Source organism: Streptomyces sp. NPDC030165, assembly GCF_055573595.1.
Genome location: NZ_JBVIBD010000014.1, coordinates 114,356 through 140,494 on the forward strand (window position 1 = coordinate 114,356; position 26,139 = coordinate 140,494).

26 protein-coding genes are annotated in these 26,139 nt (G+C 72.2%); 14 read left to right on the plus strand and 12 right to left on the minus strand.

The features are described from left to right. Positions 1–90: 90 nt before the first annotated feature. A complete protein-coding gene (locus ACZ4Z1_RS25420) occupies positions 91–1,065 on the minus strand; it encodes a carbohydrate kinase family protein (protein WP_468488916.1) in 975 nt (324 codons plus the stop codon). Between the two features lie 141 nt (positions 1,066–1,206). Here ACZ4Z1_RS25420 and ACZ4Z1_RS25425 point away from each other — a divergent pair, with 141 nt between their 5' ends. Together ACZ4Z1_RS25425 and ACZ4Z1_RS25430 are read left to right on the plus strand one after the other, a co-directional pair. Then, positions 1,207–1,452, plus strand: coding sequence for a hypothetical protein (locus ACZ4Z1_RS25425; protein WP_468488917.1), 246 nt, complete (start codon positions 1,207–1,209; stop codon positions 1,450–1,452). A gap of 145 nt (positions 1,453–1,597) precedes the next feature. Next, the gene (locus tag ACZ4Z1_RS25430) at positions 1,598–3,118 is read left to right on the plus strand and encodes a hypothetical protein (RefSeq protein WP_468488918.1); all 1,521 of its coding nucleotides are present in this window, start codon (positions 1,598–1,600) and stop codon (positions 3,116–3,118) included. 126 nt (positions 3,119–3,244) lie between these two features. Here the strand turns inward: ACZ4Z1_RS25430 and ACZ4Z1_RS25435 are convergent, their stop codons facing one another. Then, on the minus strand, positions 3,245–3,598 hold the full coding sequence (locus ACZ4Z1_RS25435; protein ID WP_031004115.1) for a HesB/IscA family protein: 354 nt from the start codon (positions 3,596–3,598) through the stop codon (positions 3,245–3,247). A gap of 341 nt (positions 3,599–3,939) precedes the next feature. Here ACZ4Z1_RS25435 and nadA point away from each other — a divergent pair, with 341 nt between their 5' ends. Continuing rightward, positions 3,940–5,127 (plus strand): quinolinate synthase NadA, encoded by a 1,188-nt coding sequence (gene nadA, locus ACZ4Z1_RS25440; protein WP_468488919.1) that lies wholly within the window; start codon positions 3,940–3,942, stop codon positions 5,125–5,127. 107 nt (positions 5,128–5,234) lie between these two features. On the opposite strand, the gene ACZ4Z1_RS25445 is transcribed toward nadA, so the two are convergent. Continuing rightward, entirely contained in the window at positions 5,235–5,783 is a 549-nt protein-coding gene (locus ACZ4Z1_RS25445) for a Uma2 family endonuclease (RefSeq protein ID WP_468489036.1), read from the minus strand. A 210-nt stretch (positions 5,784–5,993) separates the two neighbouring features. On the opposite strand from ACZ4Z1_RS25445, the gene ACZ4Z1_RS25450 reads away from it, so the two are divergent. Continuing rightward, on the plus strand, positions 5,994–6,509 hold the full coding sequence (locus tag ACZ4Z1_RS25450) for a Scr1 family TA system antitoxin-like transcriptional regulator (RefSeq protein ID WP_468488920.1): 516 nt from the start codon (positions 5,994–5,996) through the stop codon (positions 6,507–6,509). Beyond that, the gene (locus tag ACZ4Z1_RS25455) at positions 6,479–6,688 is read left to right on the plus strand and encodes a DUF397 domain-containing protein (protein ID WP_468488921.1); all 210 of its coding nucleotides are present in this window, start codon (positions 6,479–6,481) and stop codon (positions 6,686–6,688) included. Before ACZ4Z1_RS25450 ends, ACZ4Z1_RS25455 begins: the two co-directional genes overlap by 31 nt. A gap of 60 nt (positions 6,689–6,748) precedes the next feature. On the opposite strand, the gene ACZ4Z1_RS25460 is transcribed toward ACZ4Z1_RS25455, so the two are convergent. From ACZ4Z1_RS25460 to ACZ4Z1_RS25480, 5 genes are all read right to left on the minus strand, one after another. Continuing rightward, entirely contained in the window at positions 6,749–9,919 is a 3,171-nt protein-coding gene (locus ACZ4Z1_RS25460; RefSeq protein ID WP_468488922.1) for an efflux RND transporter permease subunit, read from the minus strand. Between the two features lie 257 nt (positions 9,920–10,176). Beyond that, a complete protein-coding gene (locus ACZ4Z1_RS25465) occupies positions 10,177–10,863 on the minus strand; it encodes a response regulator (RefSeq protein WP_468488923.1) in 687 nt (228 codons plus the stop codon). Continuing rightward, positions 10,860–12,176, minus strand: a complete 1,317-nt coding sequence (locus tag ACZ4Z1_RS25470; RefSeq protein ID WP_468488924.1) for a sensor histidine kinase — start codon at positions 12,174–12,176, stop codon at positions 10,860–10,862. Before ACZ4Z1_RS25470 ends, ACZ4Z1_RS25465 begins: the two co-directional genes overlap by 4 nt. A gap of 92 nt (positions 12,177–12,268) precedes the next feature. Further along, the gene (pspAA, locus tag ACZ4Z1_RS25475; protein WP_468488925.1) at positions 12,269–12,547 is read right to left on the minus strand and encodes a PspA-associated protein PspAA; all 279 of its coding nucleotides are present in this window, start codon (positions 12,545–12,547) and stop codon (positions 12,269–12,271) included. A gap of 129 nt (positions 12,548–12,676) precedes the next feature. Next, on the minus strand, positions 12,677–13,477 hold the full coding sequence (locus ACZ4Z1_RS25480) for a PspA/IM30 family protein (protein WP_073761907.1): 801 nt from the start codon (positions 13,475–13,477) through the stop codon (positions 12,677–12,679). A 305-nt stretch (positions 13,478–13,782) separates the two neighbouring features. Here ACZ4Z1_RS25480 and ACZ4Z1_RS25485 point away from each other — a divergent pair, with 305 nt between their 5' ends. The 3 genes from ACZ4Z1_RS25485 to ACZ4Z1_RS25495 all read left to right on the plus strand — a co-directional run bounded on the left by ACZ4Z1_RS25485 (position 13,783) and on the right by ACZ4Z1_RS25495 (position 16,443). After that, entirely contained in the window at positions 13,783–14,379 is a 597-nt protein-coding gene (locus ACZ4Z1_RS25485) for a DUF3043 domain-containing protein (RefSeq protein WP_468488926.1), read from the plus strand. An 86-nt stretch (positions 14,380–14,465) separates the two neighbouring features. Next, a complete protein-coding gene (locus tag ACZ4Z1_RS25490; protein ID WP_468488927.1) occupies positions 14,466–15,197 on the plus strand; it encodes a class I SAM-dependent methyltransferase in 732 nt (243 codons plus the stop codon). Positions 15,198–15,336: 139 nt separating this feature from the next. After that, positions 15,337–16,443, plus strand: coding sequence for a S1C family serine protease (locus ACZ4Z1_RS25495; protein WP_468488928.1), 1,107 nt, complete (start codon positions 15,337–15,339; stop codon positions 16,441–16,443). A 79-nt stretch (positions 16,444–16,522) separates the two neighbouring features. Here the strand turns inward: ACZ4Z1_RS25495 and ACZ4Z1_RS25500 are convergent, their stop codons facing one another. Then, positions 16,523–16,729, minus strand: a complete 207-nt coding sequence (locus ACZ4Z1_RS25500; RefSeq protein WP_468488929.1) for a hypothetical protein — start codon at positions 16,727–16,729, stop codon at positions 16,523–16,525. A 217-nt stretch (positions 16,730–16,946) separates the two neighbouring features. On the opposite strand from ACZ4Z1_RS25500, the gene ACZ4Z1_RS25505 reads away from it, so the two are divergent. The 5 genes from ACZ4Z1_RS25505 to ACZ4Z1_RS25525 all read left to right on the plus strand — a co-directional run bounded on the left by ACZ4Z1_RS25505 (position 16,947) and on the right by ACZ4Z1_RS25525 (position 22,771). After that, positions 16,947–18,227, plus strand: coding sequence for a bifunctional adenosylcobinamide kinase/adenosylcobinamide-phosphate guanylyltransferase (locus ACZ4Z1_RS25505; protein WP_468488930.1), 1,281 nt, complete (start codon positions 16,947–16,949; stop codon positions 18,225–18,227). A 63-nt stretch (positions 18,228–18,290) separates the two neighbouring features. Then, positions 18,291–19,157, plus strand: a complete 867-nt coding sequence (locus tag ACZ4Z1_RS25510) for a class I SAM-dependent methyltransferase (RefSeq protein WP_468488931.1) — start codon at positions 18,291–18,293, stop codon at positions 19,155–19,157. 10 nt (positions 19,158–19,167) lie between these two features. Next, on the plus strand, positions 19,168–20,214 hold the full coding sequence (cobT, locus tag ACZ4Z1_RS25515; RefSeq protein WP_468488932.1) for a nicotinate-nucleotide--dimethylbenzimidazole phosphoribosyltransferase: 1,047 nt from the start codon (positions 19,168–19,170) through the stop codon (positions 20,212–20,214). Between the two features lie 92 nt (positions 20,215–20,306). Continuing rightward, positions 20,307–22,076, plus strand: coding sequence for a phosphatidylglycerol lysyltransferase domain-containing protein (locus ACZ4Z1_RS25520; RefSeq protein WP_468488933.1), 1,770 nt, complete (start codon positions 20,307–20,309; stop codon positions 22,074–22,076). Further along, positions 22,073–22,771 carry a hypothetical protein gene (locus tag ACZ4Z1_RS25525; RefSeq protein WP_468488934.1) on the plus strand — a complete coding sequence of 233 codons (699 nt, stop codon included), beginning with the start codon at positions 22,073–22,075 and terminating at the stop codon, positions 22,769–22,771. Before ACZ4Z1_RS25520 ends, ACZ4Z1_RS25525 begins: the two co-directional genes overlap by 4 nt. Before the next feature lie 38 nt (positions 22,772–22,809). Here the strand turns inward: ACZ4Z1_RS25525 and ACZ4Z1_RS25530 are convergent, their stop codons facing one another. Next, positions 22,810–23,547 (minus strand): hypothetical protein, encoded by a 738-nt coding sequence (locus ACZ4Z1_RS25530; protein ID WP_468488935.1) that lies wholly within the window; start codon positions 23,545–23,547, stop codon positions 22,810–22,812. 78 nt (positions 23,548–23,625) lie between these two features. On the opposite strand from ACZ4Z1_RS25530, the gene ACZ4Z1_RS25535 reads away from it, so the two are divergent. Further along, positions 23,626–24,438 carry an adenosylcobinamide-GDP ribazoletransferase gene (locus ACZ4Z1_RS25535; RefSeq protein WP_468488936.1) on the plus strand — a complete coding sequence of 271 codons (813 nt, stop codon included), beginning with the start codon at positions 23,626–23,628 and terminating at the stop codon, positions 24,436–24,438. Between the two features lie 56 nt (positions 24,439–24,494). On the opposite strand, the gene ACZ4Z1_RS25540 is transcribed toward ACZ4Z1_RS25535, so the two are convergent. Both ACZ4Z1_RS25540 and ACZ4Z1_RS25545 read right to left on the minus strand, forming a co-directional pair. Continuing rightward, a complete protein-coding gene (locus ACZ4Z1_RS25540) occupies positions 24,495–25,370 on the minus strand; it encodes an endo alpha-1,4 polygalactosaminidase (protein WP_468488937.1) in 876 nt (291 codons plus the stop codon). Next, a complete protein-coding gene (locus ACZ4Z1_RS25545; protein WP_468488938.1) occupies positions 25,367–26,062 on the minus strand; it encodes a spherulation-specific family 4 protein in 696 nt (231 codons plus the stop codon). Before ACZ4Z1_RS25545 ends, ACZ4Z1_RS25540 begins: the two co-directional genes overlap by 4 nt. Positions 26,063–26,139 lie beyond the last annotated feature (77 nt).

A 26,139-nucleotide genomic window follows, 5' to 3' on the forward strand; every position in this document is an offset into this window, starting at 1 on the left:
CCCGCCCCCCCCCCCCCCCCCCCCCCCCCCCCCCCCCCCCCCCCCCCCCCCCCCCCCCCCCCCCCCCCCCCCCGCCGTGGACCGGCTGCATCAGGCCAGATGCGTCCGGATGTCCTCGGCCGCCTCGTGCCCGTACGCCTTGGTGAAGCGGTCCATGAAGTGGCTGCGGTGCAGCTCGTACTCCTGGGTGCCGACGGTCTCGATGACCAGCGTCGCGAGCATGCAGCCGACCTGCGCGGCGCGCTCCAGGCCGACGCCCCAGGACAGGCCGGACAGGAAGCCGGCGCGGAACGCGTCGCCCACGCCGGTCGGGTCGGCCTTGGCCTTCTCCTCGGCGGTGCCGACGACGATGTCCGGCTCGCCGGCCCGCTCGATGCGGACACCGTCGGCGCCCAGCGTCGTGACCCGGGTGCCGACCTTGGCCAGGATCTCCTCGGAGGTCCAGCCGGTCTTGGACTCGATCAGGCCCTTCTCGTACTCGTTGTTGAACAGGTACGCGGCGCCCTCCATGAGGGTGCGGATCGCCTCGCCGTCCATCCGGGCGATCTGCTGCGAGAAGTCGGCCGCGAAGGGGATGCCGCGGGTCCGGCACTCCTCGGTGTGGCGGACCATCGCCTCGGGGTCGTCCGCGCCGATCAGGACCAGGTCCAGGCCGCCGACGCGCTCGGCGACGGTGTGCAGCTCGATCAGCCGCGCCTCGCTCATCGCGCCGGTGTAGAACGAGCCGATCTGGTTGTGGTCGGCGTCGGTGGTGCACACGAAGCGGGCGGTGTGCTTGACCTCGGAGATGCGGACCGAGCGGGTGTCCACACCGTGCCGGTCGAGCCAGGCGCGGTACTCCTCGAAGTCGTTGCCTGCGGCGCCGACCAGGATCGGCGCGGTGCCGAGCTGGCCCATGCCGAAGCAGATGTTGGCGCCGACACCTCCGCGCCGGACGTCGAGTTCGTCGACCAGGAAGGAGAGGGAGACCGTGTGCAGCTGATCGGCGACCAGCTGGTCGGCGAAACGGCCGGGAAAGGTCATCAGATGGTCGGTGGCGATGGAGCCGGTGACTGCGATACGCACGACGGGTCTGCTCCTGCGGAAGGCGGAAGGACGAGACGGACGTTGGTCAACGGTACCGGCTGTCCTGATCTCCGCCCACCAGCAGAAACTACCCAATAGTAGGGCTTTCTTCGCGAGGCGCGGGATGCATACGGTGCCCGTATGACCAAGCATGTGAAGGGCGTCACACCCCGTTCCGCCGACGTTCCCGCCCCCGCCGCCCGCCGCGCCCCCGGCTCCGCCGAACCCGAGTCGATGGCCCAGATGCTGGGCGACTGCGCGCGGATGGCACCGCACTGGCGCAGCGACCGCCAGGCACCCCCGCCGCCTGCCCGCGAACTGCACGGAATCAGCGTCCCCGCGTCCTCCGCCGCCCTGGTCAGCGGGATGTCCGAGTACGGGGACTGAGAGCCCGCGCCCGCCGCCGGGCCCGGGATCCGGACACCGGCTCCCGGGCCCGGGGGAACCGCGGACGCCTCGGCTCCGTCCAACCGGCGTCCTCCCCACGGAGGAGGACACGTCAGTTGTTCAGCGGAGCCGAAGGAGCGATGCGGTGAGCACCGAGGACACTCCCCCCGCGTCCGGCGGGGAGAATTCCAGCGACGACACCCGGGAGACGACCGCACGGCGCCGGCGCAGCCCGCTGATCGCGGCCTCGGTGGCCGCGGCGGTGCTGCTGGCCGGCGGCGGCGCGGCGTACTGGGCCTCGACCGCCTCCGGCGGTGGGGACAGCGGCGCCGGCGCCCGTCCGGAGGGCGGCCCGCCGCCGCTCGTCCTGGACGGTTACGCGAAGGAAGCGGGCTCGCGCAGCGGGATCGCGCCCGGCGAGCCGAACCCGCAGGGCGCGGGCTACCGGGCCACCGGCAAGCTGCCCGACGGCCCCTCCTCGGCACCCGTCTACCAGCCGCGCGGCCAGGTGAGCCAGGAGGCGGTGGCCAAGCTCGCGAAGGCCTTGGACCTGCCCGGCAAGGTCCGTTCGGACGGCAACTCCTGGAAGGTGGGCGGCCTGACCCGGGACGCGCGCAGCCCCGTCCTGGAGGTGACCAAGAGCGGCTCCGGCGCCTGGACGTACTCGCAGTACGGCACGCCCGGCGGCACCGGCTGCGCGGAGACCGCGCCGAAGGGCGACGGCAGCGGTTCGCAGGCGAGCGGGCCCGACTGCCCGTCCCACCGGGACGGTGACGCCTCCCCTCAGGACGCCGTCTCCCCGGAGAAGGCGAAGCAGGCCGCACAGCCGGTACTGGAGGCGCTCGGCCAGCAGGACGCCGAGCTGGACGCGAGCGGCCTGTCCGGCGCGGTACGGATCGTCAGCGCCAACCCGGTGATCGGCGGACTGCCCACGTACGGCTGGCAGAGCGACATCCAGATCGGTTCGGACGGCCAGGTCGTCGGCGGCAGCGGCCAGTTGGCGCAGCCGGTCAAGGGCGACACGTACCCGGTGCAGAGCGCCGGGAAGACGCTGGAGCGGCTGAACGCCGCGCACGGCGGCGCCAACTCCGGCTCCGGCGGGTGCGCTACGGCCGAGCCGCAGAAGAAGGCCGGCGGCCAGGGCGTCGAGCCGTGCGTGGGCAACGCCTCCGCGCACAAGCCCGCCGACGTGACCGGCGCGGTCTTCGGACTTTCGGCCCAGTACGTCAACGGCCGCCAGGCGCTGGTGCCCTCATGGCTCTACCAGGTGCAGCGGACGGGCGGCGGCACGGTCACTCACCCCGCCGTCGACCCGAAGTACGTCAAGAACGGCGACGGCGGCGCCTCCTCCAGCCCGGCCCAGCCGCCCGGCAGCGGCAAGCCGTCGGGCAAGGCCGGGGCGATGGGCCTGGAATCGTACGAGGTCAGCGCGGACGGCAAGTCGCTCAAGCTGCACTTCTGGGGCGGCGTGTGCAGCACCTACTCGGCGACCGCCGAGCAGACCGGCAAGAGCGTCAAGGCCGAGGTCATCGGCAAGGAGAAGAAGCCGAACCAGATCTGCGTGAAGATGGCGAAGGAGTTCACGCAGACGGTGCCGCTGGACAAGCCGCTGGCCGGACGGGACGTGATCGACGCGTCCACCGGCAAGGAGGTTCCGGCGAAGTAGCGCCCGCGGCGGCCCGCGGGTGAGGTGACCCGGCGGTCGGCCCCGGACACGACGACGGCGGCGCCCCCTGCGAAGGGGGCGCCGCCGTCGTACGTTCTGCTGTCTTCAGCCGACTCCGCTGCCGGCTCAGCTGAAGGAGTCACCACAGGCGCAGGAGCCCGTGGCGTTCGGGTTGTCGATCGTGAAGCCCTGCTTCTCGATGGTGTCGACGAAGTCGATGGAGGCGCCGCCCAGGTACGGGGCGCTCATCCGGTCGGTGACGACCTTGACGCCGTCGAAGTCCTTGACGACATCGCCGTCGAGCGACCGCTCGTCGAAGAAGAGCTGGTAGCGCAGTCCGGAGCAGCCGCCGGGCTGGACGGCCACCCGCAGCGCGAGGTCGTCGCGGCCTTCCTGCTCCAGCAGGGCCTTCACCTTCGACGCGGCCGCGTCGGACAGGATGATGCCGTCGCTGACGGTGGTCTCGTCCTGAACGCTCATCTAGATCTCTCCCGGGTTGTACGGACCGCTTGCCCTCGGCTGCAACCGACGGGGCCCGGAATTCATTCCGGCTGGCGCGACGTGTTCTCGTTCTTTCGTCTTTCATGCTCGCACACTGCGGACCGGTCGCGGGCGGGCCGGGTACGGGGATGCGTCACATCGACGCGATGGCCATCGTCAAAGTGACATGAAGCGGTTATGATAGATAGCGTCAAACCGACGAAAAGGGGTCCCGGTGCAGCCGTCACCGGCTCCCCGGGTGCGGCCGTGCCGCACCCCCCGGTGCAAGCACCGGCTCCACTGGAGCGGCTACGCCGCCCCTTAGACACGGAAAAGAGAGGGTGCGTGTCGTGACCACCGCCCAGCCCCTGGACGTCCAGCCGACCCCGCTGGCACTGCTCCTCCTCGGCCGCCAGGCCGACCCGAAGAGCGAGCGCGGCGTGGACTGCCCCGGCGACCTGCCGGCCCCGTCCGACCCCGGACTGGTCGAGCGCGCCCGCGCCGCCAAGGCGAAGCTCGGGGACAAGGTCTTCGTCCTCGGACACCACTACCAGCGCGACGAGGTCATCGAGTTCGCGGACGTGACCGGCGACTCCTTCAAGCTGGCGCGCGAGGCGGCGGCCCGGCCGGACGCCGAGTACATCGTCTTCTGCGGTGTGCACTTCATGGCCGAGTCCGCCGACATCCTGACCTCCGACGACCAGCAGGTCGTCCTGCCCGACCTGGCGGCCGGCTGCTCCATGGCCGACATGGCGACCGCCGAGCAGGTCGCGGAGTGCTGGGACGTGCTCACCGAGGCCGGCGTGGCCGAGCAGGTCGTCCCGGTCTCGTACATGAACTCCTCCGCCGACATCAAGGCCTTCACCGGCAAGCACGGCGGCACGATCTGCACCTCCTCCAACGCGAAGCGCGCGCTGGACTGGGCCTTCGAACAGGGCGAGAAGGTCCTGTTCCTGCCCGACCAGCACCTGGGCCGCAACACCGCCGTACGCGACATGGGCATGTCCCTGGACGACTGCGTCGTCTACAACCCCCACAAGCCGAACGGCGGCCTCACCGCCGAGCAGCTGCGCGCGGCCAAGATGATCCTGTGGCGGGGCCACTGCTCCGTGCACGGCCGGTTCTCCCTCGAATCCGTCGAGGACGTACGGGCCCGCATACCCGGCGTGAACGTCCTCGTACACCCCGAGTGCAAGCACGAGGTCGTGGCGGCGGCGGACTACGTCGGCTCCACGGAGTACATCATCAAGGCCCTGGAAGCGGCCCCCGCCGGCTCCAAGTGGGCCATCGGCACCGAACTGAACCTCGTCCGCCGCCTGGCCAACCGCTTCGCCGCCGAGGACAAGGAAATCGTCTTCCTCGACAAGACGGTCTGCTTCTGCTCCACCATGAACCGCATCGACCTCCCCCACCTGGTCTGGGCCCTCGAATCCCTCGCCGACGGCAAGGTCGTCAACCGCATCCAGGTCGACCGGGAGACGGAGAGCTTCGCGAAGCTGGCACTGGAGCGGATGCTGGCGCTGCCGTAGGGCGCCTTGGGCGCGCAGGACTCAGGCCCGTGGGGCCCGCACCGGCCGGGGAGGCCGGTGCGGGCCCCACGGCCACGTGGTGGAGCCGTGACGCACGGCAGCCGAGGTCAGGGCACGAGGCTGTCGAGGTCGATGTCGACGAGGAACGGTACGGAAACCCTCAGCCGGTCCCGGTGAATGCCGGTGGCCACATAAGCGCAGGTCATGCCGTCGAATTCATAGGTGTGGACGGCGGGGACACCGGCCTCGTCCTCGATGCGCCAGAAGTGGGGGATCTTGGCTTGTGCGTACTTGAAGGGCTTCAGGGACCTGTCACGGTCCGCTGATTCCTCCGAGACGACTTCGATGACCAGGGCAACGTCTTCGGGCGAGTACCAGGTCCGGTCGGGATCGTACGCGGCGGTGGTGACCAGGATGTCCGGCTCGGGGCGGCTCTTCTTGTCGAGCCGGACGGTCATTTCCCGCTCGGTCTCGAACCCGGCAGGGGCGGATTGCCGCAACGCGAAGGTCAGGTTCTCCACCAGTCGGGAGTGCCAGGACCGCTGCGGCGACATCATGAAGATCAGGGCTCCGTCGATGAGTTCGGTGTGCCGCGGCGCCTGAGGGAGGTGGTCGAGGTCGTCGGCTTCCCAGCCACTGGGCCTGGGCGGGATCATCCAGTCGGGGAGTTCGGCGGTCACGGCTTCCTCCAGGCGCCTCGAAGACGGCGGTCAGGGGCCTTGATCCCGGATCGCGGACGCGGTCGGACGGCTGATGCCAGCGTAGTTGATGCGGCTGCCGGACACGGCCCACGGCCCGGCTCAGAGGTAGATCTGCCGCCGGCAGCCGCAGCAGAACGTCTTGCCGCCGCACCGCTCGGTTTTCCCGTGCTCACAGGGCGGCGCCTGCGCCTGCGCCAGCCGGGCGCCCCGGCTGACCGCGATACGGAGTGCGTCGCGCAGCGCCCGGAGGAACTTGTCAACGCCCGCATGTCCCGGCAACAACGGCAGCATGCGGACGCACCACGCTATCGCTGGGCGATCCTCGACGAGAGTCTGCTGCGACGGCAGATGGGCACCAGCGAGTGCATGTACGAGCAACTGGCTTCGCTGCTCAAGCAGGTAGATACTCCGGAGAGTAAGGTCCAGGTCATGCCCTTCAGTGCAGGACTCCACCCGCTGTTGGGCGGCGCACTGACCTTGCTGACACTCCCCAACGGCTCGTCAGTGGCCTACGAAGAGGGCATCGAGGCCGGTCACCTTTACGAGGACCCGGACATGGTGAAGAAGCGACGTCGGCAGTACGAAACACTCCGCGCGAACGCCCTTCCACTGTCGACGTCGGCGGACCTGATTCGAAAGGCTATGGAGAATTGCAGGCCACGCGAAGCACCCTTGACCTGAGCACAGCCCGCTGGCGCAAGAGCAGCCACAGCAACACCAACGGTGGCGAATGCGTCGAGATAACCGGGGACTTCCCCGGCACCGTCCCCGTACGCGACAGCAAAAACCCCCACGGCCCCATACTCACCTTCCCCAGCGCCTCTTGGGCCGCGTTCATCACCAGTCTCAAGACGGCCTGACACGGCTCGGCCCATCCCAGAACCTTCCTGGGACGGGCCGGGTCATGTGCGCCAAACGCCTCAGACGCCCGCGGGCTCCGGCGTACGGGGCTCCTCCGCGGGCCGCTCCCGCTTCGCCGCCCGCTTGGCCGCGCGGCGTTCCTTGCGGAGTTCGATCATCGCGTACAGCGTCGGAACGAGCAGCAGCGTCAGCAGCGTGGACGTGATCAGGCCGCCGATGACGACCACCGCCAGCGGCTGGGAGATGAAGCCTCCGTCGCCGGTGATGGAGAGGGCCATCGGGAGCAGGGCCATGATCGTGGCCAGTGCGGTCATCAGGATCGGGCGGAGGCGGTGGCGGCCGCCCTCGATGACGGCTTCGACCACGCCGTAGCCCTGGGCGCGGTACTGGTTGATCAGGTCGATCAGCACGATCGCGTTGGTGACGACGATGCCGATCAGCATCAGCATGCCGATCATCGCCGGGACACCCATCGGGGTACCCGTGGCGAGCAGCAGGCCGATCGCGCCGGTCGCCGCGAAGGGGATCGAGACGAGCAGGATCAGCGGCTGGATCAGGGACCGGAAGGTGCCCACGAGCAGCATGAAGACGATGGCGATGGCGGCCAGCATGGCCAGGCCGAGCGAGGAGAACGCGTCGGACTGATCGGAGGAGACGCCGCCGATCTCCGCCGTGGCGCCCTCCGGCAGGTCCAGGGCTTTGATCTTGGACTGGAGCTGGGCGGTGACCGCGCCGGTGTTGTCGCCGGTCGGCTTGGCGGTGACCGTCGCGGACCGGGCGCCGTCGATGCGGGTGGTCTGGACGGGGCCCGCGACCGTACGGATCGTGGCGAGGTCACCGAGCTTGGCCGGGCCCGCCGGGGTCGGTACGGCCAGGTCGCGCAGGGCGGCCTCGGAGGTGACCGGGTGGGTGGACTTGATGACGATGTCCCGCTCGGTGTCGTCGATCGTCGCCTTGCCGCTGGTGGTGCCGCGTACCGCCTGGGCGACGACCTGGCCGAGGGTGGCCTGGCTGTAACCTGCCGCGGCCGCCTTCGCGTTGGCCTGGACGGAGATGCGGGGCACGCTCTGCGCGAGGTCGCTCTGCACGTCGGTGACGTGGTCGAGGCCGGCGACGGTGGCCCGTACTTGCTCGGAGGCCTTCTTGAGGACGTCCGCATCGGCGGCCTTGACGACGACGCTGAGGTCCTGGTTGCCGAAGCCGCCACCGGAGGAGACCGTCGTCTCGCCGATGTCCTTGCCGAGCGTGTCGAGTTCGGTGCGGAGCTTGTCGGTGACCTTCGCGGAGTCCGCCGCGTCCTTCAGCTTGAGCTGGTACGAGGCCTGGTTGGCGCCGCTGCCGCCGCCGAAGGCCGCCATGAAGCCGGAGGAGCCGACGGTGACCTGGTAGTCCTCGACCTCGGTGATGCTGCCGAGGACCTTCTCCACCTTCTTGGCCTGGGCGTCGGCGGCCGCCAGGCTCGTGCCGGGCTTCAGTTCCTGCTTGACGCTGAGGGTGTCCTGGTCGCCCTGGTCGAAGAAGTTGGTCTTGAGGAGGGGGGCCATGCCGAACGTGCCGAGGAGGACGACGACGGCGATGACGAGGCTGGTGGCGCGGCGGCGGGTGGCGAAGCGCAGTACGGGGACGTACAGGCGCTGGAGCGGGCTGCCGCTCTCCTTGGCCTCGGCGGCCCGGCGCAGTTCCTCGGGGTCGGCGCCCTCGGGGATCTCCGGGGCGCGCAGGAACCAGTAGGAGAGGACCGGGACGACGGTCAGGGAGACCAGGAGCGAGGCGAGCAGGGCGACCGTCACCGTGATGGAGAAGGAGCCGAACAGGGCGCCGACCATGCCGCCGACCACGCCGATGGGCAGGAAGACCGCCACCGTGGTGAGGGTGGAGGAGGTGATCGCGCCGGAGACCTCGCGGACGGCGGTCAGGATCGCCTCGCGGCGCTCCTCGCCGTAACCCAGGTGCCGTTTGATGTTCTCCAGGACGACGATCGAGTCGTCCACGACGCGTCCGATGGCGATGGTCAGCGCGCCGAGGGTGAGCATGTTCAGCGACAGGTCGCCGGTCCACAGCACGATCAGCGTGATGACGACGGACAGCGGGATGGAGACCGCGGTGACCAGCGTCGAGCGCAGGCTGAGCAGGAAGACCAGGATCACGATCACGGCCATGGCCAGGCCGAGCAGTCCTTCGGTGGTCAGCGACTCGATGGACTTGGAGACCGCGGGGCCCTGGTCGGAGACGACGGTGACCTCGGTGCCCTTGCCGAGCGCCGTGCGGATGCCGGGCAGCTTGTCCTTGACGGCCTCGGAGATGTCGACGGCGCTGCCGTCCCGGCCCATGGTCACCATGACGGCCAGGCTGGGCTTGCCGTTGGTGCGGGTGATGGAGGTGGGGGTGGCCTGCTCCTCCTTGACGGTGGCGACGTCACCGAGGCGTACCGGCTTGCCCGCCGAAGCGCTCCCGGAGCCCGCGGAACCAGCGCCGCCGGGGCCCGCTGCGGGGGTCAGGGGCAGGTCGCGGATCTGCTGCGCGGAGGTGAAGCCGGAGCCGACCTGGACGGTGTTGCTGCGGCCCTTCTCGGCGAACGAACCGGCGGGCACGGACGCGCCGCCCGCCTCCAGCGCCTGGCCGAGCGCCGCGGCCGTCATCCCGGCCTGCGCGAGCTTGGCGTCGTCGGGGGTGACGGCGACGATGCGGTCCCGGACGCCGTCCACGGTGACCTGGCCGACGCCCTCGATGTTCTTCAGGCCGGGCACGACGCTGCGGTCGAGCTGGTCGGCCAGCGTCTGCTGGTCCTTGCCGGTGGCGGAGACGGCGAGTACGACGGCGGGGATGTCGTCCGTCGAGCCGGCGACGACCTGCGGGTCCACGTCCTTCGGCAGCTTGGCCCGGGACCGGTTGACGGCCTGCTGCACGTCGGCGACCAGCCGCTTGGAGTCGTTGCCGTAATCGAACTGGGCCATGATGACGGCCGAGCCCTCGCTCGCCGTCGAGGTGACGCCCTTGATGCCGTCGACCGCCTGGATTCCGTCCTCCAGCGGTTCGATCACCTGCTTCTCGACGACGTCGGGCGAGGCGCCCTGGTACGGCGCCAGCACGGACACCATGGGCAGTTCGATGGTGGGCAGGAGCTGCTGTTTGAGCTGGGGGATCGCGATGGCGCCGAAGGCGACCGCGACGATCGACATCAGCGCTATCAGGCCCCGTTGTACGAGGCTGAGTCGGGACAGCCAGGACATGGGTGGGGTCTCTCTTCTGTTCTGTACGGCGTTCTCGGCAGGCGGGCGCCACTGGCCCGACTAAACGATCCGCCACGCCCCGCCGGGTTTTCCTCGCTCCCAGGTCGGTTTCCGCCCCGCGCGCAGTACAGCGTTCGGAGTACGGCGGTCTCCACCCCCTGCTGCACCCGTGGGCGGACGGGCCCCTGCCACCCCGTCCACGGGCGGTTCCCCAGGGCTCCCTGCCGCCCCGTCCGCGGACAGTTCCCCGCGGCCCCCTACTGCGCCCGGGGGCGCACCAGCCCCGACTCGTACGCGATGACGACGAGCTGGGCCCGGTCGCGCGCGCCCAGCTTGGCCATGGCCCGGTTGACGTGCGTCTTGACGGTGAGCGGGCTGACCGCGAGCTGCTCCGCGATCTCGTCGTTGGACAGGCCGCCCCCGACCAGGACGAGCACCTCACGCTCACGGCCGGTCAGGGTGGCCAGCCCGGCGGCTCCGGGCCGCCCGGGGCCGCCCTCGGCCGGCTCCTCCCCCTGCGCGAGGAACTTGGCGATCAGCCCCTTCGTGGCGGCCGGCGACAGCAGCGCCTCACCGGCTGCCGCGATCCGGATGGCACTGAGCAGCTCGTCCGGCTCGGCCCCCTTCCCGAGGAACCCGCTGGCCCCGGCCCGCAGCGCCTGCACCACGTAATCGTCGACCTCGAAGGTCGTCAGGATGACCACCCGCACAGCGGTCAGGTCCGGGTCGGCGCTGATCATGCGGGTGGCGGTGAGGCCGTCGACGCCCGGCATCCGGATGTCCATGAGGACCACGTCAGCCCCGGTGGACCGCGTCAGCTCGTACGCCTCGGCACCGTCGGACGCCTCCCCCACCACCTCCATGTCGGACTCGGAGTCCACCAGGATGCGAAAGGCGCTGCGCAGCAGGGCCTGGTCGTCGGCGAGCAGTACTTTGACGGTCATCCGGTGTCCCCCGTGCGGCAGGTGCGGGCGGGCGCTTCGGCCCCGGTGGTCTGGGTCGTCCGGGCGGCTCGGGTCTGGAGCGGCAGCCGTACGCGTACCTGGAAGCCGCCGGCCGGGCGGGGGCCGGTCTCGATCGTGCCGCGCAGCGCGGCGACGCGTTCGCGCATGCCGATCAGGCCGTGGCCGCCGCCGGGTTCCCGGGTGCGGGAGCCGGGGTCCGGGCCGGTGGCGCCGCCGTCGTCCAGGACGGTGACGGTCAGGGCGTCGGCGTTGCGCACGATGCGGACCGTCGCGCGGGCGCCCGTACCGGCGTGCTTGTGCACGTTGGTCAGCGCTTCCTGGACGATGCGGTACGCGGTGAGGTCGATGGCGGCGGGCAGGCCGTCCACCTGCCCCGGGACGTCGAGGGTGACCGGCAGCCCGGCGCGTACGAAACCGTCCACGAGCTGGTCCAGCACGCCGAGGCCCGGCGCGGGTTCGGTGGGGGCCGTCGGGTCGTCGGACTGGCGCAGCAGGCCGACGGTGGCGCGCAGCTCGTCCAGGGCGGAACGGGACGCCTCGCGTACGTGCGCCAGCGCCTGCTTGGCCTGGTCGGGGCGGCTGTCCATGACGTGCGAGGCGACTCCGGCCTGCACGTTGACCAGGGCGATGTGGTGGGCGACCACGTCGTGCAGCTCGCGGGCGATGCGCATCCGCTCCTCGGCGACGCGGCGCCGGGCCTCCTCCTCGCGGGTGCGCTCGGCGCGTTCGGCCCGTTCCCGTATGGCGGCGACGAAGGCGCGCCGGCTGCGGACGGCGTCACCGGCCGCGGCGGCCATGCCGGTCCACGCGAAGATCCCGAGGTTCTCCTGGGCGTACCAGGGACGGTCGCCGAAGAGCATCGCGGCGGCGGTCAGCACGACGACGGTCAGCGCGCCGACGCGCCAGGTGGTGGAGCGGTCGGTGCGGGCGGCGAGGGTGCACAGGGCGATGACCACGGCGCAGGCGACGGGGGCGCGCGGCGCCCCGGATTCCAGGAGCAGTTCGAGGACGGTGCACACGCCGGTGGCCGCCAGGACGCTGCGCGGGAAGCGGCGGCGCAGGACCAGGGCGCCGCCGGCGGCGACGGCGAGGACCACGGTGGTGGCGGTCAGTTCGCGTTCGCCGAACCGGGGCCCGTGCGGTCCGTGCGGCTCGGCCACCGCGCCGACCAGGATCGCCACGACGACGGCGAGCGCCAGCACCGCGTCGAACGCGAGCGGGTGGGCGCGTATCCAGGCGAACGGGCCGCCGCCCGGACGCGGACCGGGCTGCCCGGGGGCGAGGGGAGTCACGGGGAAACGGTAGCGCCCCGGTCCCGTGCGGGATCCGGGGCGCTTGCCTGCGCTGGAGGTGGTACGGGCCGCCCGGGGCTCCGGGCGGCGGGTCAGCCCGGGATCAGGCCGTCGTCGCTGAGCATCTGCCTGACCTCGTCGAGGGTCGCGTCCTCGGAGGGCAGGATCAGCTCGGACGGTTCCAGGGCGTCGTCCGGCAGCGGGCTGCCGAGGCGGCGCACCGCGTCCAGGAGGGCACCGAGGGTGCGCCGGAAGCCTTCCTCGTCGCCGCTCTCCATCTCTTCGAGCAGCTCGTCGTCCAGCTTGTTCAGCTCGATGAAGTGCGCGTCGGCGAGCTTCACCTGCCCCTCCCCCATGATCCGTACGATCACGACGGTCTCCTTCTGGTCCGATGCGGCGGCCTGATCCAGTGCGGCGGTCCGGTCCGGCGCGACGACCTGATCCGATGCGGCGGCCTGGTCCGGTGCGGCGGTCCCGATGAGGCTAACCGCCGCCGGCCGTCACTGCTTGTCGAAACGCGGCTGTCCGGGCTGCGCCTGCGGGGCCTGCTGCCCCTGGCCCGCCTGGCCGCCCTCGATGGCCTGCTTGTCGGCGCCCGGGCCGGCCAGCTCGGCCTTCATCCGCTGGAGCTCCAGCTCCACGTCCGTACCGCCGGAGAGCCGGTCCAGCTCGGCGGTGATGTCGTCCTTGGCCATGCCGGTCGGGTCGTCGAGCGCGCCGGAGGCCAGCAGCTCGTCGATGGCGCCGGCCCTGGCCTGCATCTGCGCGGTCTTGTCCTCCGCGCGCTCGATGGCCATGCCGACGTCGCCCATCTCCTCGGAGATGCCGGAGAACGCCTCACCGATACGGGTCTGGGCCTGGGCGGCGGTGTACGTGGCCTTGATCGTCTCCTTCTTCGTACGGAAGGCGTCGACCTTGGCCTGCAGGCGCTGCGCGGCGAGGGTGAGCTTCTCCTCCTCGCCTTGGAGCGTCTGGTGCTGCGTCTGCAGGTCCGTGACCTGCTGCTGGAGGGCGGCCCGGCGGGACAGCGCCTCGCGGGCGAGGTCCTCGCGGCCGAGCGAGAGGGCCTTGCGGCCCTGGTCCTCCAGCTTGGAGGACTGGTTCTGGAGCTGGTTGAGCTGCAGCTCCAGGCGCTTGCGGGAGGTCGCCACGTCGGCGACGCCGCGGCGGACCTTCTGCAGCAGTTCCAGCTGCTTCTGGTACGAGTAGTCAAGGGTCTCGCGCGGATCCTCGGCCCGGTCCAGGGCCTTGTTGGCCTTCGCGCGGAAGATCATCCCCATCCGCTTCATGACACCGCTCATGGGCCTCGCGCGCCCCCTTCTGACCGAGTTACATCGGGCTTCGGCTCCAGCACATCTACAGACCCCACAGTACGGGCCCCGGTTCCATTACCGCACTGTTCGGACCCGGATGCGCTCCTCCTGCAGGACGATCAGGGTGCCGCCGCTATCCGGCGCAAGGAGTAGGGACCGCCCCGGGAACCCACACCGTGCCCCCTTCGCCCCCATTTGTCCCATGCGTGGCGCCCGCCACAGGCCGGCGCCGTTGCCGGATCGTTCCCCATGCCGCTGTGGTCCATGCGCGGCCAACCCGTACTCTTGCGTGTGTGTTCCGAAGCCGTTCGAAGGATGAGCAGGCCGCGACCGCCAAGGTGACCGCGTCCGAGCCGAAGCAGCCCCGCGACCCGCAGGCCCCGAAGGGCCGCCCGACGCCGAAGCGCAGCCAGGCGCAGTCGCAGCGCCGTACGCGTGCGCACACCCCTGCCAACCGCAAGGAGGCGCAGAAGGCGGCGCGTGAGGCGCGCCGCGCCGACATGGCCCGGCAGCGCGAGGCGCTGGCCAACGGCGACGAGCGGTTCCTGCCGGTCCGCGACAAGGGCCCGGTGCGCCGTTTCGCGCGCGACTTCGTCGACTCGCGCTGGTGCGTGGCGGAGTTCTTCCTGCCGATGGCCGTGATCATCCTGGTGCTGACGATGCTGCGCCAGCCGGCGATCCAGAACATCGCGCTGCTGCTGTGGCTGTTCATCATCGTGCTGATCGTCATCGACTCGTTCGTGCTGTGGTTCTCGCTGAGCCGGCGCCTCAAGCAGCGCTTCCCGGACGACAACCACAAGGGCGTCAAGCCCTACGCCCTGATGCGCACGCTCCAGATGCGCCGGCTGCGTCTGCCGAAGCCGCAGGTCAAGCGCGGAGAGCGGCCCTGAACGCAACCTCTTCGGGCTTCTCGCCCGGCGCTGAGCGGTGGCTCGGCGGGCTGGGCGGACTGCGCAACACGGTCCGCCAGGAACTGGTGGCCCGCCAGCTGGAGGAGCAGATAGCGGCGCGCTTCCCGGTCGGGCAGCGGCTGCGGATCCTCGACGTGGGCGCGGGCCAGGGCACCCAGGCACTGCGGCTGGCCCGGGCCGGGCACAAGGTCACCGGCCTGGAGTCCGACCCGGCGATGCTGGCGGCGGCCCGTACGGCGCTGGCGGAGGAGCCGGCCGGCATCCAGGAGCGGATGGAGCTGATCGAGGGGGACGGCCGGGACACCGGTGTGCTCTTCCCGCCCGGCGCCTTCGACATGGTGCTCTGCCACGGCGTGCTGATGTACGTGGCGGAGCCGGACCCGATGCTGGCCGGGCTGGCACGCGTCCTGGCACCCGGCGGGCTGCTGTCCCTGGTGGTGCGCAACGCCGACGCGCTCGCGATGCGGCCCGGCCTGTCCGGCGACTGGGCCGCCGCCCTGGGCGCCTTCGACACACCCGAGTACGTCAACCGCCTCGGCCTGAAGGCGCGCGCCGACCGCCTGGCGGCGCTGACCGCGACGCTCGACGGGATCGGCGCGCCGCTGGAGACCTGGTACGGCATCCGGGTCTTCACCGACACCGCGGCGGACGATGCGCCGCCGCCCCCCGACCACGAGCTGGAACGGCTGCTGGCCGCCGAGGACCGGGCCGGCCGCACGGATCCGTACCGTGCGGTGGCGGCGCTGCTGCACCTGTGCGGCGTACGGGGCGGGCCGGGCGGCGAGGGGCGCCAGTAGCGCGGCGGCGGGGGCGTACGGAGGCGGCTGCGGCTCGGACGCAGGTGCCGCGCGCCCCTGTGTGCGACCCGGGACGCGGTTTCTCGCCACGGCGTCCGATCAGGGGGCGGTTCAGGCGTCCTGACGGGACACTTCAGACATGACGCCTTCACTGACTTCCCGTCACCGGGCGGCGGTCGCCGCGGCCGCAGCCCTGTGCGCGACCGCGCTGGTGGCCGGCTGCTCCGGCACCGACTCCTCCTCCGGACCCGGCAAGGACGTCTCCTCGTCGGCCCCCGCGGCCGCCGCCACCTCCCCCGCGAAGGCGGCGGCCCCCAGTGTCAGCACCGACCTGCAGAACGCGTACCAGAAAGTGGTCAGGGACGTGCTGCCGTCGGTCGTCCAGATCACCACCGGGGAGGGGCTGGGCTCCGGGGTGGTGTACGACGCGCGCGGGCACATCGTCACCAACGCGCACGTCGTCGGCGAGGACAAGAAGTTCGAGGTCACCACGGCGCGCGGCAGCCGCTCCCTGGACGCGACGCTGGTCGCCTCGTACCCGGAGCAGGACCTCGCCGTCATCCGGATCGACGATGCGCCGAAGGACCTGAAGCCCGCGACGTTCGGTGACTCCGCCAAGGTCGAGATCGGGCAGATCGTGCTCGCCATGGGCAGCCCGCTGGGCCTGTCCGGCAGCGTCACGCAGGGCATCGTCTCGGCGACCGGACGCACCGTCAGCGAACCCAGCAGCGGCGGCGGTACGGGCGCGACCCTCGCGAACATGGTGCAGACCTCCGCCGCCATCAACCCCGGCAACAGCGGCGGCGCGCTGGTCAACCTCTCCGACCAGGTCATCGGCATCCCCACGCTGGCCGCCACGGACCCGCAGATGGGTGAGGGCGCGGCGCCCGGCATCGGCTTCGCGATCCCGGCGTCCACCGTCCGCAACATCGCCGACCAGATCATCAAGGACGGCAAGGTCACCAACTCGGGCCGGGCGGCGCTCGGCATCACGGGCCGCACCCTGGTCGGCGCGGACTTCGAGGGCGCCGGGGTGAGCGTGGCGAGCGTCAAGGAGAACGGCCCGGCGGACCGGGCGGGCATCGAGGCCGGTGACGTCGTCGTGAAGTTCGACGGGACGGCCGTCCGTACGATGCAGGCGCTGTCGGAGGCGCTGGCGGGCCACAAGCCCGGCGACAAGGTGGACGTCACGGTCGACCGGGACGGGTCGCGGAAGACGGTGCGGGTGACGCTGGGGACGATCTAGCGGGAAGGCGCGGGGGCGCCGGCCGGGCGTGACCCGGCCGACGCCGGCCTGCCGCCAGGGCCTGTCTCTCAGATCCCGCCTAGCCCGCGTCGGCGTGCAGGCTCATCGCGTAGATCTCGGTTCCGTCCTCGAAGAGCGTCACCCTGTCGGCGCCTCCTTCGAGGAGGTCCTTCCACACCTCGCCGATCCAGGATTCCGCGTCCCCCTGGGTGGAGAAGTCCTCCGGCTGCACCGCGGGCTCCGTCTCCGTACCGTCGGCCTTCTCGAACCGCCATGTCCACGCCATGTCCGCCTCCTGGGTCCCACCGAGTGCCTGCTGGTTCGCGCACCGTGGCGCGCCGCGGTGCCGTCCTTGCTGTCCTCCGTACGAGCGCCGTACGAGCGGCGTATTCCCCGCGAACGCGCGGCGTACGTCCTCGCGTACGTGCTGATCCGCAGCCTAACGGCCGTGTCGAGACGGGCCCCCGCGCGCCCGGTCGGCGCGGGCGGGAGAAAATCGGCGGGTGGAACTGACTCTCCTCGGCACCGGAGCCCCCCGCGGGCTGCCGCGCCCCGGCTGCCCCTGCGCCGCCTGTGCCTCCGCCGTCGGCGACGAGGCGCGGGCGGCCACCGCGCTGCTCGTCGACGGGGCGCTGCTCCTGGACCTGACGCCAGGTCCGGCCTTCGCGGCCGCCCGCGCCGGGCACTCGCTCACCGCCGTACGGCAGGTGCTGCTCTCGCACCCGCACGACGGGCCGGCCATGGAGGTGCCCGCCGGACTGCCGCAGCCGGGGCGGGTCGCGGACGGCCGGGAGCTGGCGCTGCTGGACGGGCACCGGGTGCGGGCCGTCGCCGTGGACGTGCCGGGCACCGGCTACGAGGTCGGCGGCGCCGACGGCGAGCGGCTGCTGTACCTGCCGCCGGGCGCCGCGCCGGCCGGGCCGGCCGACGGCGAGGGGCCCGGCCGCGGCGTCCGCCCGTACGACATGGTCCTGCTGGACGTGCTGGGGCGGCCGGACGCACTGGCCCGGCTGCGGGCCGGCGGCGCCGTGGACGCGGCGACCGACGTACTGGGCGTCCACCTGGACCACACCGTGCCGCCCGGCCCGGAGCTGCACCGACGGCTGGCGGCGGCGGGCGCGCGTACCGTGCCGGACGGCACGTCGCTGCTGGTCGGCGAGTACCACGCGGTTCCCGACCTGCCGCGCCGCACGCTGGTGCTGGGTGGCGCGCGCAGCGGCAAGTCGGCGGAGGCCGAGCGGCGGCTCGCCGCCTTCCCCGACGTGCTCTACGTCGCGACCGGCGGCACCCGTGACGGGGACACGGAGTGGGCCGCGCGGGTCTCGGCCCACCGTGAACGCCGCCCGGCGTCCTGGCGCACGACGGAGACCTGCGACCTGCTGCCGCTCCTCGAAGGCGGCGCCCGGCCCGAGGACCGCCCGGAGGACCGGCCGGGCGGACCCGCCGCCCTGGCCGCCCCGGACGACTCGCCGCTGCTGATCGACTGCCTCGCCCTGTGGCTGACGCACGCCATGGACGAGGTCGGCGCGTGGGACGACGAGAAGTGGGCGGCGGGCGGTGAGCGGGAGCTGCGCGCCCGGGTGGACGAGCTGGTCGCGGCGGTGCGCGGCACCCGGCGTCCGGTGGTGGCGGTGAGCAACGAGGTCGGTTCGGGGGTGGTGCCGGCGACCGCGTCCGGCCGCCGCTTCCGCGACGAACTGGGTCGCCTGAACGCGATGTTCGGCGCCGAGTGCGAACACGTCCTGCTGGTCGTCGCCGGGCAGGCGCTTGCGCTGCGCGGATGACACGGGCCGGGCCGTGCCCGTGTCCGCTTGCCCGCGCCCGCGGCGCCGGGTGGTCTTGGATCCGTGACCGATACGGATGGCCCGGCCGGCTCAGGCGCCGCCCTCACCGACACGACCGGCCCCGCGGCCGGCCGCACGCCCCGCCGCGCGCGCCGTTTCGACGCTGCCGTACGCGCCTACGTACGGCAGCACCCGCACGCCACCGTCGTCGCGCTCGGCGAGGAACTGGACAGCTCCGCCTTCCGGCGGCTGGACAACGGGTGGCTGCACTGGCTGACCGTGGAGCCGCCGGAGGCCGCCGCGGTCCGCCGGATGCTGACGCCGGACGGGCCCCGGCGGCGGACGCTCGCGTGCCCGGTGACCGGCCCCGGCTGGCTGGACGCGGTCCGGGAACCGGAGCGCGGGGTGGTGGTGATGGCGCGCGGGCTGCTGATGTTCCTCCGGCCGCCCGAGGTGCGGGCCCTGATCGCGGCGTGCGCGGAGCGCTTCCCCGGGGGCGCGCTGGTCTTCGACGCGGTGCCCCGGTGGTGCGTGGGCCGGGAGCGGCCGCGTCCGGGCGCCCGTATGCCGACGAGCCGGGACCGGCTGCCCGGGGACGTCCGCACGGCTCCGGCCGCACCGCCGCTGCGCTGGGGCATGAACGCCGCCGACCGGCCGAGGATCGCGAGCGCGCACCCGAACATCCTCACCGTCCGCGAAGTACCGCCGCCAGGACGCGGGCCGCTCGCCGGGCACCTGGCGCACTGGCGGGAGCACGTACCGCTGCTGCACACGCCTGCCCGCACGGTCACCGAGATCCGCTTCGGCCTCCGCCCGGCCGCCCCCGGCCCCGGGTCCGGCTGCCGCCCGGCCGCCCCGGCCGCCCCCACCACCCGGCCCGGAGGCGCCCCCGCCGACCCGGAGCGGGCCGCCGGGCACCGTTCCCGGTAATCTGCGCCGAATGAGCGCCCTGAACCTCGATGACTTCGCCCACCTGATCGAGCGCCCCGACGGCGGCGCGCGCCGCGATGCCGAGGAGCGCCGGCAGCGGCTGGCGGTGCCGCCCGGGGCCCTGGGCCGGCTGGACGAGCTGGGCGAGTGGCTGGCCGCCGCACAGCAGCAGGTGCCGGTACGGCCGGTCGAGCGGCCGCGCGCGGTGCTGTTCGCGGGCGACCACGGGGTGGCGTCGCTGGACGTCTCGGGCCGTCCGGCCGGGACGACGCACCAGCTCGTACGGGACGTGCTGGACGGGTCCAGCCCGGCGGCGGTCCTCGCGCGCCGGGCCGGGGTCCCGGTGCGGGTCGTCGACATGGCGGTGGACTGCGACCCGGCGGAGCTGCCGGAGGACGTCACCCGGCACCGGGTACGGCGCGGTTCGGGCCGGATCGACATCGAGGACGCGCTGACGCCCGAAGAGGCCGAGCGGGCCTTCCGGGCGGGCATGGCGGTCGCCGACGAGGAGGCGGACGCCGGTACGGACCTGGTCGCGCTCGGCGACCTCAGCGTGGGCGGCACCACCGCGGCGAGCACGCTGATCGCCGCGCTGTGCGGCACCGACGCGTCGGTGGTCACCGGACGCGGCGGCGCGGGCATCGACGACCTGGCCTGGATGCGCAAGTGCGCGGCGATCCGCGACGCGCTGCGCCGGGCCCGGCCGGTCCTCGGCGACCAGCTGGAGCTGCTGGCCGCCACCGGCGGCGCCGACCTGGCCGCGATCACCGGGTTCCTGCTCCAGAGCGCGGTCCGGCGCACCCCGGTGATCCTGGACGGGGTGGTCTCGGCGGCCTGCGCGCTGGTGGCGCAGCGGGTGGCGTTCCGGGCGCCGGACTGGTGGCTGGCCGGACAGGTCAGCGGTGAGCCGGCGCAGTCCAAGGCACTCGACCGGATCGCGCTCAACCCTTTGCTCGATCACGGCGTCACTGCTGGTGAGGGGACGGGATCGCTGCTCGCCCTGCCACTGGTGCAGGCGGCCGCGGCCCTGGCGGCAGACCTGCCCGTACGCGACTGAGCGGCGCCGGCCGGCAACGGCCCGCGCCGCTGTGAAGTGGCCGGATTCCAGCGGATCCGGGCATCGACGACGCCCCCATATGATCAAGTTTCATGGGAGAAGTCCGTTTGAGCCCGGATGAGGACCGCACCCGCGGTCGGTGGTCACAGCGCGGTGCCGCGTACGCCGTGTGGTACCTGCGCGCCGTCACCTTCATCAATTTCCTCAGCGCCGTGTGGGTGTCTTTCGGACAGGACATCCGCCGGCACAACGTCGATGAGTTCTTCACGCCGTACCTGCTCACCGCGGGATTCGCCTCCGGCGTCTTCTCGCTGTTCTTCGCGGTCACCATGCGGCGCCGCAAACGCGCCGCGTGGATACTGAACCTGGTGCTGTCCGGGCTGTTCCTGGCGCTGTTCGCCCTCGCGATGGTGACGGCGCCGGAGTTCCGGCAGCACGGGCAGAACTGGTTCTCCTTCGTCGTGACGCTGCTGTTCGTCGTCTCACTGCTCGTCGGCCGCACGGAGTTCTACGCCAAGGGCGACCGCTCCAACCCCAAACTGGCCGCGGCCGTCGCGCTCGGCGGCCTGCTGGTGACCTCGCTGCTCGCCGCGCTCCTGGTCACCCTCGCCAACACCGCGCACGACAGCCACCACGCGTCCTTCCTGGACCGCTGGCGTTACGGCATCATGCGGCTGGTCTCCATCGCCGCCGACGAGGACCGCTTCCCCGGCATCGCCACGCCGAACTGGGCCAACGTCGTCATCAACGTCATGAGCTCCGTCCTGCTGCTGCTCGTGCTGTGGGCCGCCTTCCGCTCCGTACGCAGCACCGACCCGATCACCCCCGAGGACGAGGAGCGGCTGCGCGACCTGCTGGCCCGCCAGGGCGACCGGGACTCGCTGGGCTACTTCGCGCTGCGCCGCGACAAGAGCGTCATCTGGTCCCCCACCGGCAAGGCCGCCGTCACCTACCGCGTCGTCGGCGGGGTCTCGCTCGCCTCCGCCGACCCGATCGGCGACCCGGAGGCGTGGCCCGGCGCCATCGACCTGTGGCTCGCCGAGGCCCGCTCGCACGGCTGGGCGCCGGCCGTGATGGGCGCCAGCGAGGAAGGCGGCACGATCTACGCCCGGCACGGCCTGGACGCGCTGGAGCTGGGCGACGAGGCGATCGTCGACACCGGGGAGTTCACGCTGGAGGGACGCGCGATGCGCACCGTCCGGCAGGCGTACAACCGCGTCAAGCGCGCCGGATACACCGTCCGCATCCGCCGCCACGAAGACATTCCCGAGGCGGAGATGGACCGGCTGCTGAAGCTGGCCGACGACTGGCGCGACGGCGAGACCGAGCGCGGCTTCTCGATGGCCCTGGGCCGCCTCGGCGACCCCGGCGACGGGCGCTGCGTGATGCTCGAATGCACCGACGCCGACGGTGAACTGCGCGCGCTGCTCAGCTTCGTGCCGTGGGGCGCCAAGGGCCTCTCGCTCGACCTGATGCGCCGCGACCGGGACTCCGAGAACGGGCTGATGGAGTTCATGGTGCTGGAACTGATCCAGCGGGCGAAAGAGGTGGACGTCACTCAGGTCTCACTGAACTTCGCGATGTTCCGCTCCGTCTTCGAACGCGGTGCGCGGCTCGGCGCGGGCCCGGTGCTGCGCCTGTGGCGCTCGCTGCTCAGCTTCTTCTCCCGGTGGTGGCAGATCGAATCGCTCTATCGCGCCAACGCGAAATACCGGCCCATCTGGGAGCCCCGGTACATGCTCTTCGAAAAGAGCACCGACCTGCTGCGCATCGGCCTCGCCAGCGCCCGCGCCGAGGGGTTCCTGGAGGCCCCCGGCCTGCCGAAGTGGCTCAACCGCAAACACCTGGAGACCAAGAGATGAGCGAGCCGGTCCTGCGCCGCGCCGTGCGTGCCGAGTGGGGCCTGCTGTTCCGGACCGTGTGGTCGGGCCTGCGCGCGAAGAAGCTGCTGGCGATCCCCATGACGATCTCCGCGGTGCTGCTCACCTCGCTCTTCCAGATCGTCCAGAACCAGTCCTGGGGCTATCAGTTCATCCAGAACATCGGCTCCGTACAGGCCGACGAGCACCTGTGGCTGGCGCTGCTGCGTACGCCGCTGTCGCTGTTCGTACCGGCCCTGGACCTGCCGGTGTGGGGCGCGCTGGCGCAGCTCCTGCTCGTCTTCGGCATCTGCGAGATCTGCCTGGGCCGGGCCCGGACGCTGGTCATCGCGTACGCGGCCACGCTCGCCGGGACGATGTACGCGCGAATCGGCATCTGGCTCGGCCCGGACAACCCGATCGGCCTGCCGCCGACGGACGCGTTCGTGCACGACACCGGCCCGTCGGCGGCCGTCGTCGGCCTCGGGATCTTCGTGTGCTGGGTGTACCGGGCGTGGTTCACGTGCGCTCTGGTGGTGCTGGCGATGGTCTACGAGGTGGTGTTCATCAAGAACAACCTGGCGGGCCGGGAGCACATCGCCGCGGTCGTGGCGGTGCTGGCGCTGTGCGGGGTGTGGGAGGTGCTGCACCGGCGCCGCAAGCCACGGGACGAGCAGCAGGTGAGGGCCGGTGGCTGAATCCCGGCCAGGCACCCGCCCGCCCGGCACGCGGGCTCTCAGTGGGTCGGCGCCCCGCCGATGACGTGGTTCACCCGGCGGCGCAGCCGGTTCCAGCGCCGGTCGTGCCGGAAGGCACGGACCTTCGCCTTGGCGCGGGCCTTGGGGCGCCGCCGGTAGAACCGTTTCGCCCACGGTGAGTTGGGGCGGGCCAGCCGGACCGCCCCGAACAGCGCGACGAACGGCACGAACACCCCGATCACCGCCATCCGGCCCTTGCCCTTGAAGAGCGCCACCAGCGCGAACAGGAAGTTGATCCCCACGGTCCGCACCACCCGGAAGCGGTTGTGGAACTCCTCGGGCCCCAGTTCGTTCACCCCGAACGGCAGGGCGCCGCCCAGGATCAGCGCGACCAGCGCGGCCGTGACGATCACGATCTCCACGCTCTTGGTGCCCTGCTCGCTCCAGTACACGTCGTCCAGGTGCAGGATCAGCGCGAACTCGTCCAGCACCAGCCCGACGCCCATCCCGAACAGCACCGCCGCCATCCCCGACCCGTACCCGTGGCGTCCGCCGGCCAGCGCGGTGAAGCCGCCGACCACCATCAGCACCACGCCCGGCACGACGTGGTGGATGTGCAGGCCGCCCGGCGAGATGTTCCGGAAGGGCCCCTTGCCGGCCCGGATCAGCCGGGTGATCACACGGGTCACGACGAAGGTCAGCACGAAGGAGACGAGCGCGAGCAGCAGCGGGAGCTTCCCCGGCTCGATGATGTTGCGGAACCACCAGTGACCCATGCCACGCACTCCCCATTTGTCGGGTATAGGGGCAATTTAGCGCCGTACGGTCCGGGACAGCCGGGTTAGCCTGCCGCGATGAACGACGCCGCCGCCCCGTCCGGCCCCTCGCCTTCCCCCACCCTCGGGGACGCCATGCGCTTCGCCTTCGGCACACTGACCGTGCTGCCCGTACGGCTCCGCCGCTGGGACCGGCCGGCAGCGCGCGGCGGCATGCTCTGCGCGCCGGTGGCAGGCCTGGCGGTCGGCCTGGCCTCAGCGGCTCTCGGAACCCTGCTCCTCCTCCTGGACAGCGGCCCCCTCCTCGCCGCCGTCGCCACCACGGCCGTACCCGCCGTCCTCACCCGCGGCCTCCACCTGGACGGCCTCGCCGACACCGCCGACGGCCTGGGCAGCGGCAAGCCCGCCGAGGACGCGCTGCGCATCATGAAGCAGTCCGACATCGGCCCGTTCGGCGTCATCACCCTGCTCTTCACCCTGCTCGCCCAGGCGGCCGCCTTCGCCCACCTGTACGAACGCGGCTGGGCCCACGGCGCGGCGGCCGCCGTGGTCGCAGCCGTCACCGCCCGCTGCGCCCTCACCCTCACCGCCCGTCCCGGCGTCCCCCCGGCCCGCCCCGACGGTCTGGGCGCCGCGGTGGCCGGCACGGTCCCCCTCCCCGCAGCGGCCACCACGGCCGCCGCCGTCCTGGCCCTCTCCGCCGCCCTCGGCACCCACACCGGCGCATCCGGCGCCCTCCACACAGCCCTGGCCGCCCTCCTCGCCCTCGCGGCCGGCGAGGCGACCCTACGCCGCTGCCGCCACCGCTTCGGCGGCATCACCGGCGACGTCTTCGGTGCCGTCGCGGAGATGACGGGGCTGGTGGCGGTGGTGGTGCTGGCGGTGGGGTGAACAGGGCGGAATGAAGCCCCCGTGGCCGTCAGGCTCCGGGGGCTTCGCGTCAGGCGTCAGCAGGCCTTTCGCCAAGCGTCCAGATGGAGGCGCTTCTGCAGCGAGCTGAGGCCCAGGCGCTTCGTCGAGGTGCAGAAACGGGCGGCCGGGAGTTCGTACTCGACGTGGAAGACGGGCTTGTCCGCCTTGATGAAGGGGGTCGTCTTGGCGCACTCGTCGTACTGGGCGCACTGCTCGTTGACGGCGAAGTCGAAGTCGCCGACGAGCTGGGGGATCTGGTCGAGGTCGTTCTTGAGGCCGACGGACAGGCCGCGGTCGTGGGCCAGCTCGGCGATCATGCGGTTGAAGGCGAGCTGGTCCTCGGCGGTCAGCTCGAAGCCGGTCTCGTTCTTGTAGCCGTCGACGTTGTCCGGCTCGACCGCGTCGAAGCCCTTGTCGCGGCACATGTCGAAGCGCTTGGCCATGAGCGGGCGCAGTACGTCCAGGCGGCGGATGTCGAGCCAGCGCTCGCCTTCCCAGCCGTTGTCCTCGCCGATGACGTCCTTGGGGAAGTGGCGCGCGTCCGGGCGGAAATCCTCGTAGGCGCCGACGCTGATGTAGCAGATGACCTTGCGGCCGCGGTGGTGGAGGTCGGCGACCGTGGATGCCTTTTCGCGGAAGCCGTCGATGTCGTAGACGGGGGCGTCCACGGAGAGATCGAGCTTTCCGGTGAGCTGCCACTGCCAGTCGACGCCCGGCTTCGGATGCCAGATGGGACGCGGCTTGCCGCCGGGACTGCTGGGGCTGGCGGAGCCGGTGCCGGGGCTCGCACTGTGGCTCGGCTTGTCGTGCGGGCCGGACGGGGTCTGCGAGCAGGCGGTGGTGACGAGCAGGAGTGCGCCGAGGAGGAGCGTGAGTCTCTTGCGGTGGTGCGGGGCGTGCGGGCGGTTCATCGGGGTGTCTCCAGGTAGGGCGGAAGTGCGTCCCAGGGATGCGGCGTGGTGCCGGGGACGGCGCAGTGCACGGCGGCTCCGCGCTGCCGGGCCAGCTCGGCGGCGGCCTCCGCACAGGTTTCGGGGAGGCCGTGGATGAGGTGGCAGAACCGTTCGGGCGGGTGGTGGGCGGTCCACGGCGGGACCTCGGCGGTCTCGTACGCGGCCCAGCTGTCCTCGAAGGTGACCAGGAGGTCCGCGAAGTCGAGGTAGCGGGGGTGCGGGTGGACGCCGTGGTTGAGGACGACGGTGCCGGCCCCGGCGGCGCGCGCGGCGACCGTCAGACGGCTGTAGTGCGTGAGGAGCCCGGCGTCGGACGCGGCCTGGTCGAAGAACACGCCGTCGGCCCCGTACCAGTCACGGTGCCGCAGCAGGTCCTGGGCGACGGCGGCGTGCGGGCGGCGTCCGTAGTCCGTGTCCGCGTAGCCGAGGACCCGTACGCCCGCGGCCCGCAACTGTCCGGCGGCCTCGGCGAAGTGCGGATCGGGGGCGGTGCCCGGCCCGCTGGCCGGATTGAGCACCACGCCGTACAGGTCGGGCGCCGCCGCGACCAGTCGCCGCCAGGCGTCGGGGCGTTGGGCGGGGTGCTCGTAGAGCGGCACCAGCAGCTGACGGGAGGGCGGACGGGACTGCCCCGAGGACGGCGAGGTCATGGTTCGGGGGCTCCTGTCGGAAATGGGACGAGATGCTGAGGATACGAGGGCGGGTGACAGGGCGTGAACCCGACGGC

What these genes read in the sequence shown, in the direction of transcription:
- ACZ4Z1_RS25465 (WP_468488923.1), bottom strand. Translation starts at nt 10,863, where the DNA reads ATGACCGTCAAAGTACTGCTCGCCGACGACCAGGCCCTGCTGCGCAGC.
- ACZ4Z1_RS25545 (WP_468488938.1), bottom strand. Translation starts at nt 26,062, where the DNA reads ATGACCTCGCCGTCCTCGGGGCAGTCCCGTCCGCCCTCCCGTCAGCTG.
- ACZ4Z1_RS25540 (WP_468488937.1), bottom strand. Translation starts at nt 25,370, where the DNA reads ATGAACCGCCCGCACGCCCCGCACCACCGCAAGAGACTCACGCTCCTC.
- ACZ4Z1_RS25535 (WP_468488936.1), top strand. Translation starts at nt 23,626, where the DNA reads ATGAACGACGCCGCCGCCCCGTCCGGCCCCTCGCCTTCCCCCACCCTC.
- ACZ4Z1_RS25520 (WP_468488933.1), top strand. Translation starts at nt 20,307, where the DNA reads ATGGGAGAAGTCCGTTTGAGCCCGGATGAGGACCGCACCCGCGGTCGG.
- ACZ4Z1_RS25495 (WP_468488928.1), top strand. Translation starts at nt 15,337, where the DNA reads ATGACGCCTTCACTGACTTCCCGTCACCGGGCGGCGGTCGCCGCGGCC.
- ACZ4Z1_RS25425 (WP_468488917.1), top strand. Translation starts at nt 1,207, where the DNA reads ATGACCAAGCATGTGAAGGGCGTCACACCCCGTTCCGCCGACGTTCCC.
- ACZ4Z1_RS25435 (WP_031004115.1), bottom strand. Translation starts at nt 3,598, where the DNA reads ATGAGCGTTCAGGACGAGACCACCGTCAGCGACGGCATCATCCTGTCC.
- ACZ4Z1_RS25460 (WP_468488922.1), bottom strand. Translation starts at nt 9,919, where the DNA reads ATGTCCTGGCTGTCCCGACTCAGCCTCGTACAACGGGGCCTGATAGCG.
- ACZ4Z1_RS25500 (WP_468488929.1), bottom strand. Translation starts at nt 16,729, where the DNA reads ATGGCGTGGACATGGCGGTTCGAGAAGGCCGACGGTACGGAGACGGAG.
- ACZ4Z1_RS25530 (WP_468488935.1), bottom strand. Translation starts at nt 23,547, where the DNA reads ATGGGTCACTGGTGGTTCCGCAACATCATCGAGCCGGGGAAGCTCCCG.
- ACZ4Z1_RS25525 (WP_468488934.1), top strand. Translation starts at nt 22,073, where the DNA reads ATGAGCGAGCCGGTCCTGCGCCGCGCCGTGCGTGCCGAGTGGGGCCTG.
- ACZ4Z1_RS25445 (WP_468489036.1), bottom strand. Translation starts at nt 5,783, where the DNA reads ATGATCCCGCCCAGGCCCAGTGGCTGGGAAGCCGACGACCTCGACCAC.
- cobT (WP_468488932.1), top strand. Translation starts at nt 19,168, where the DNA reads ATGAGCGCCCTGAACCTCGATGACTTCGCCCACCTGATCGAGCGCCCC.
- ACZ4Z1_RS25480 (WP_073761907.1), bottom strand. Translation starts at nt 13,477, where the DNA reads ATGAGCGGTGTCATGAAGCGGATGGGGATGATCTTCCGCGCGAAGGCC.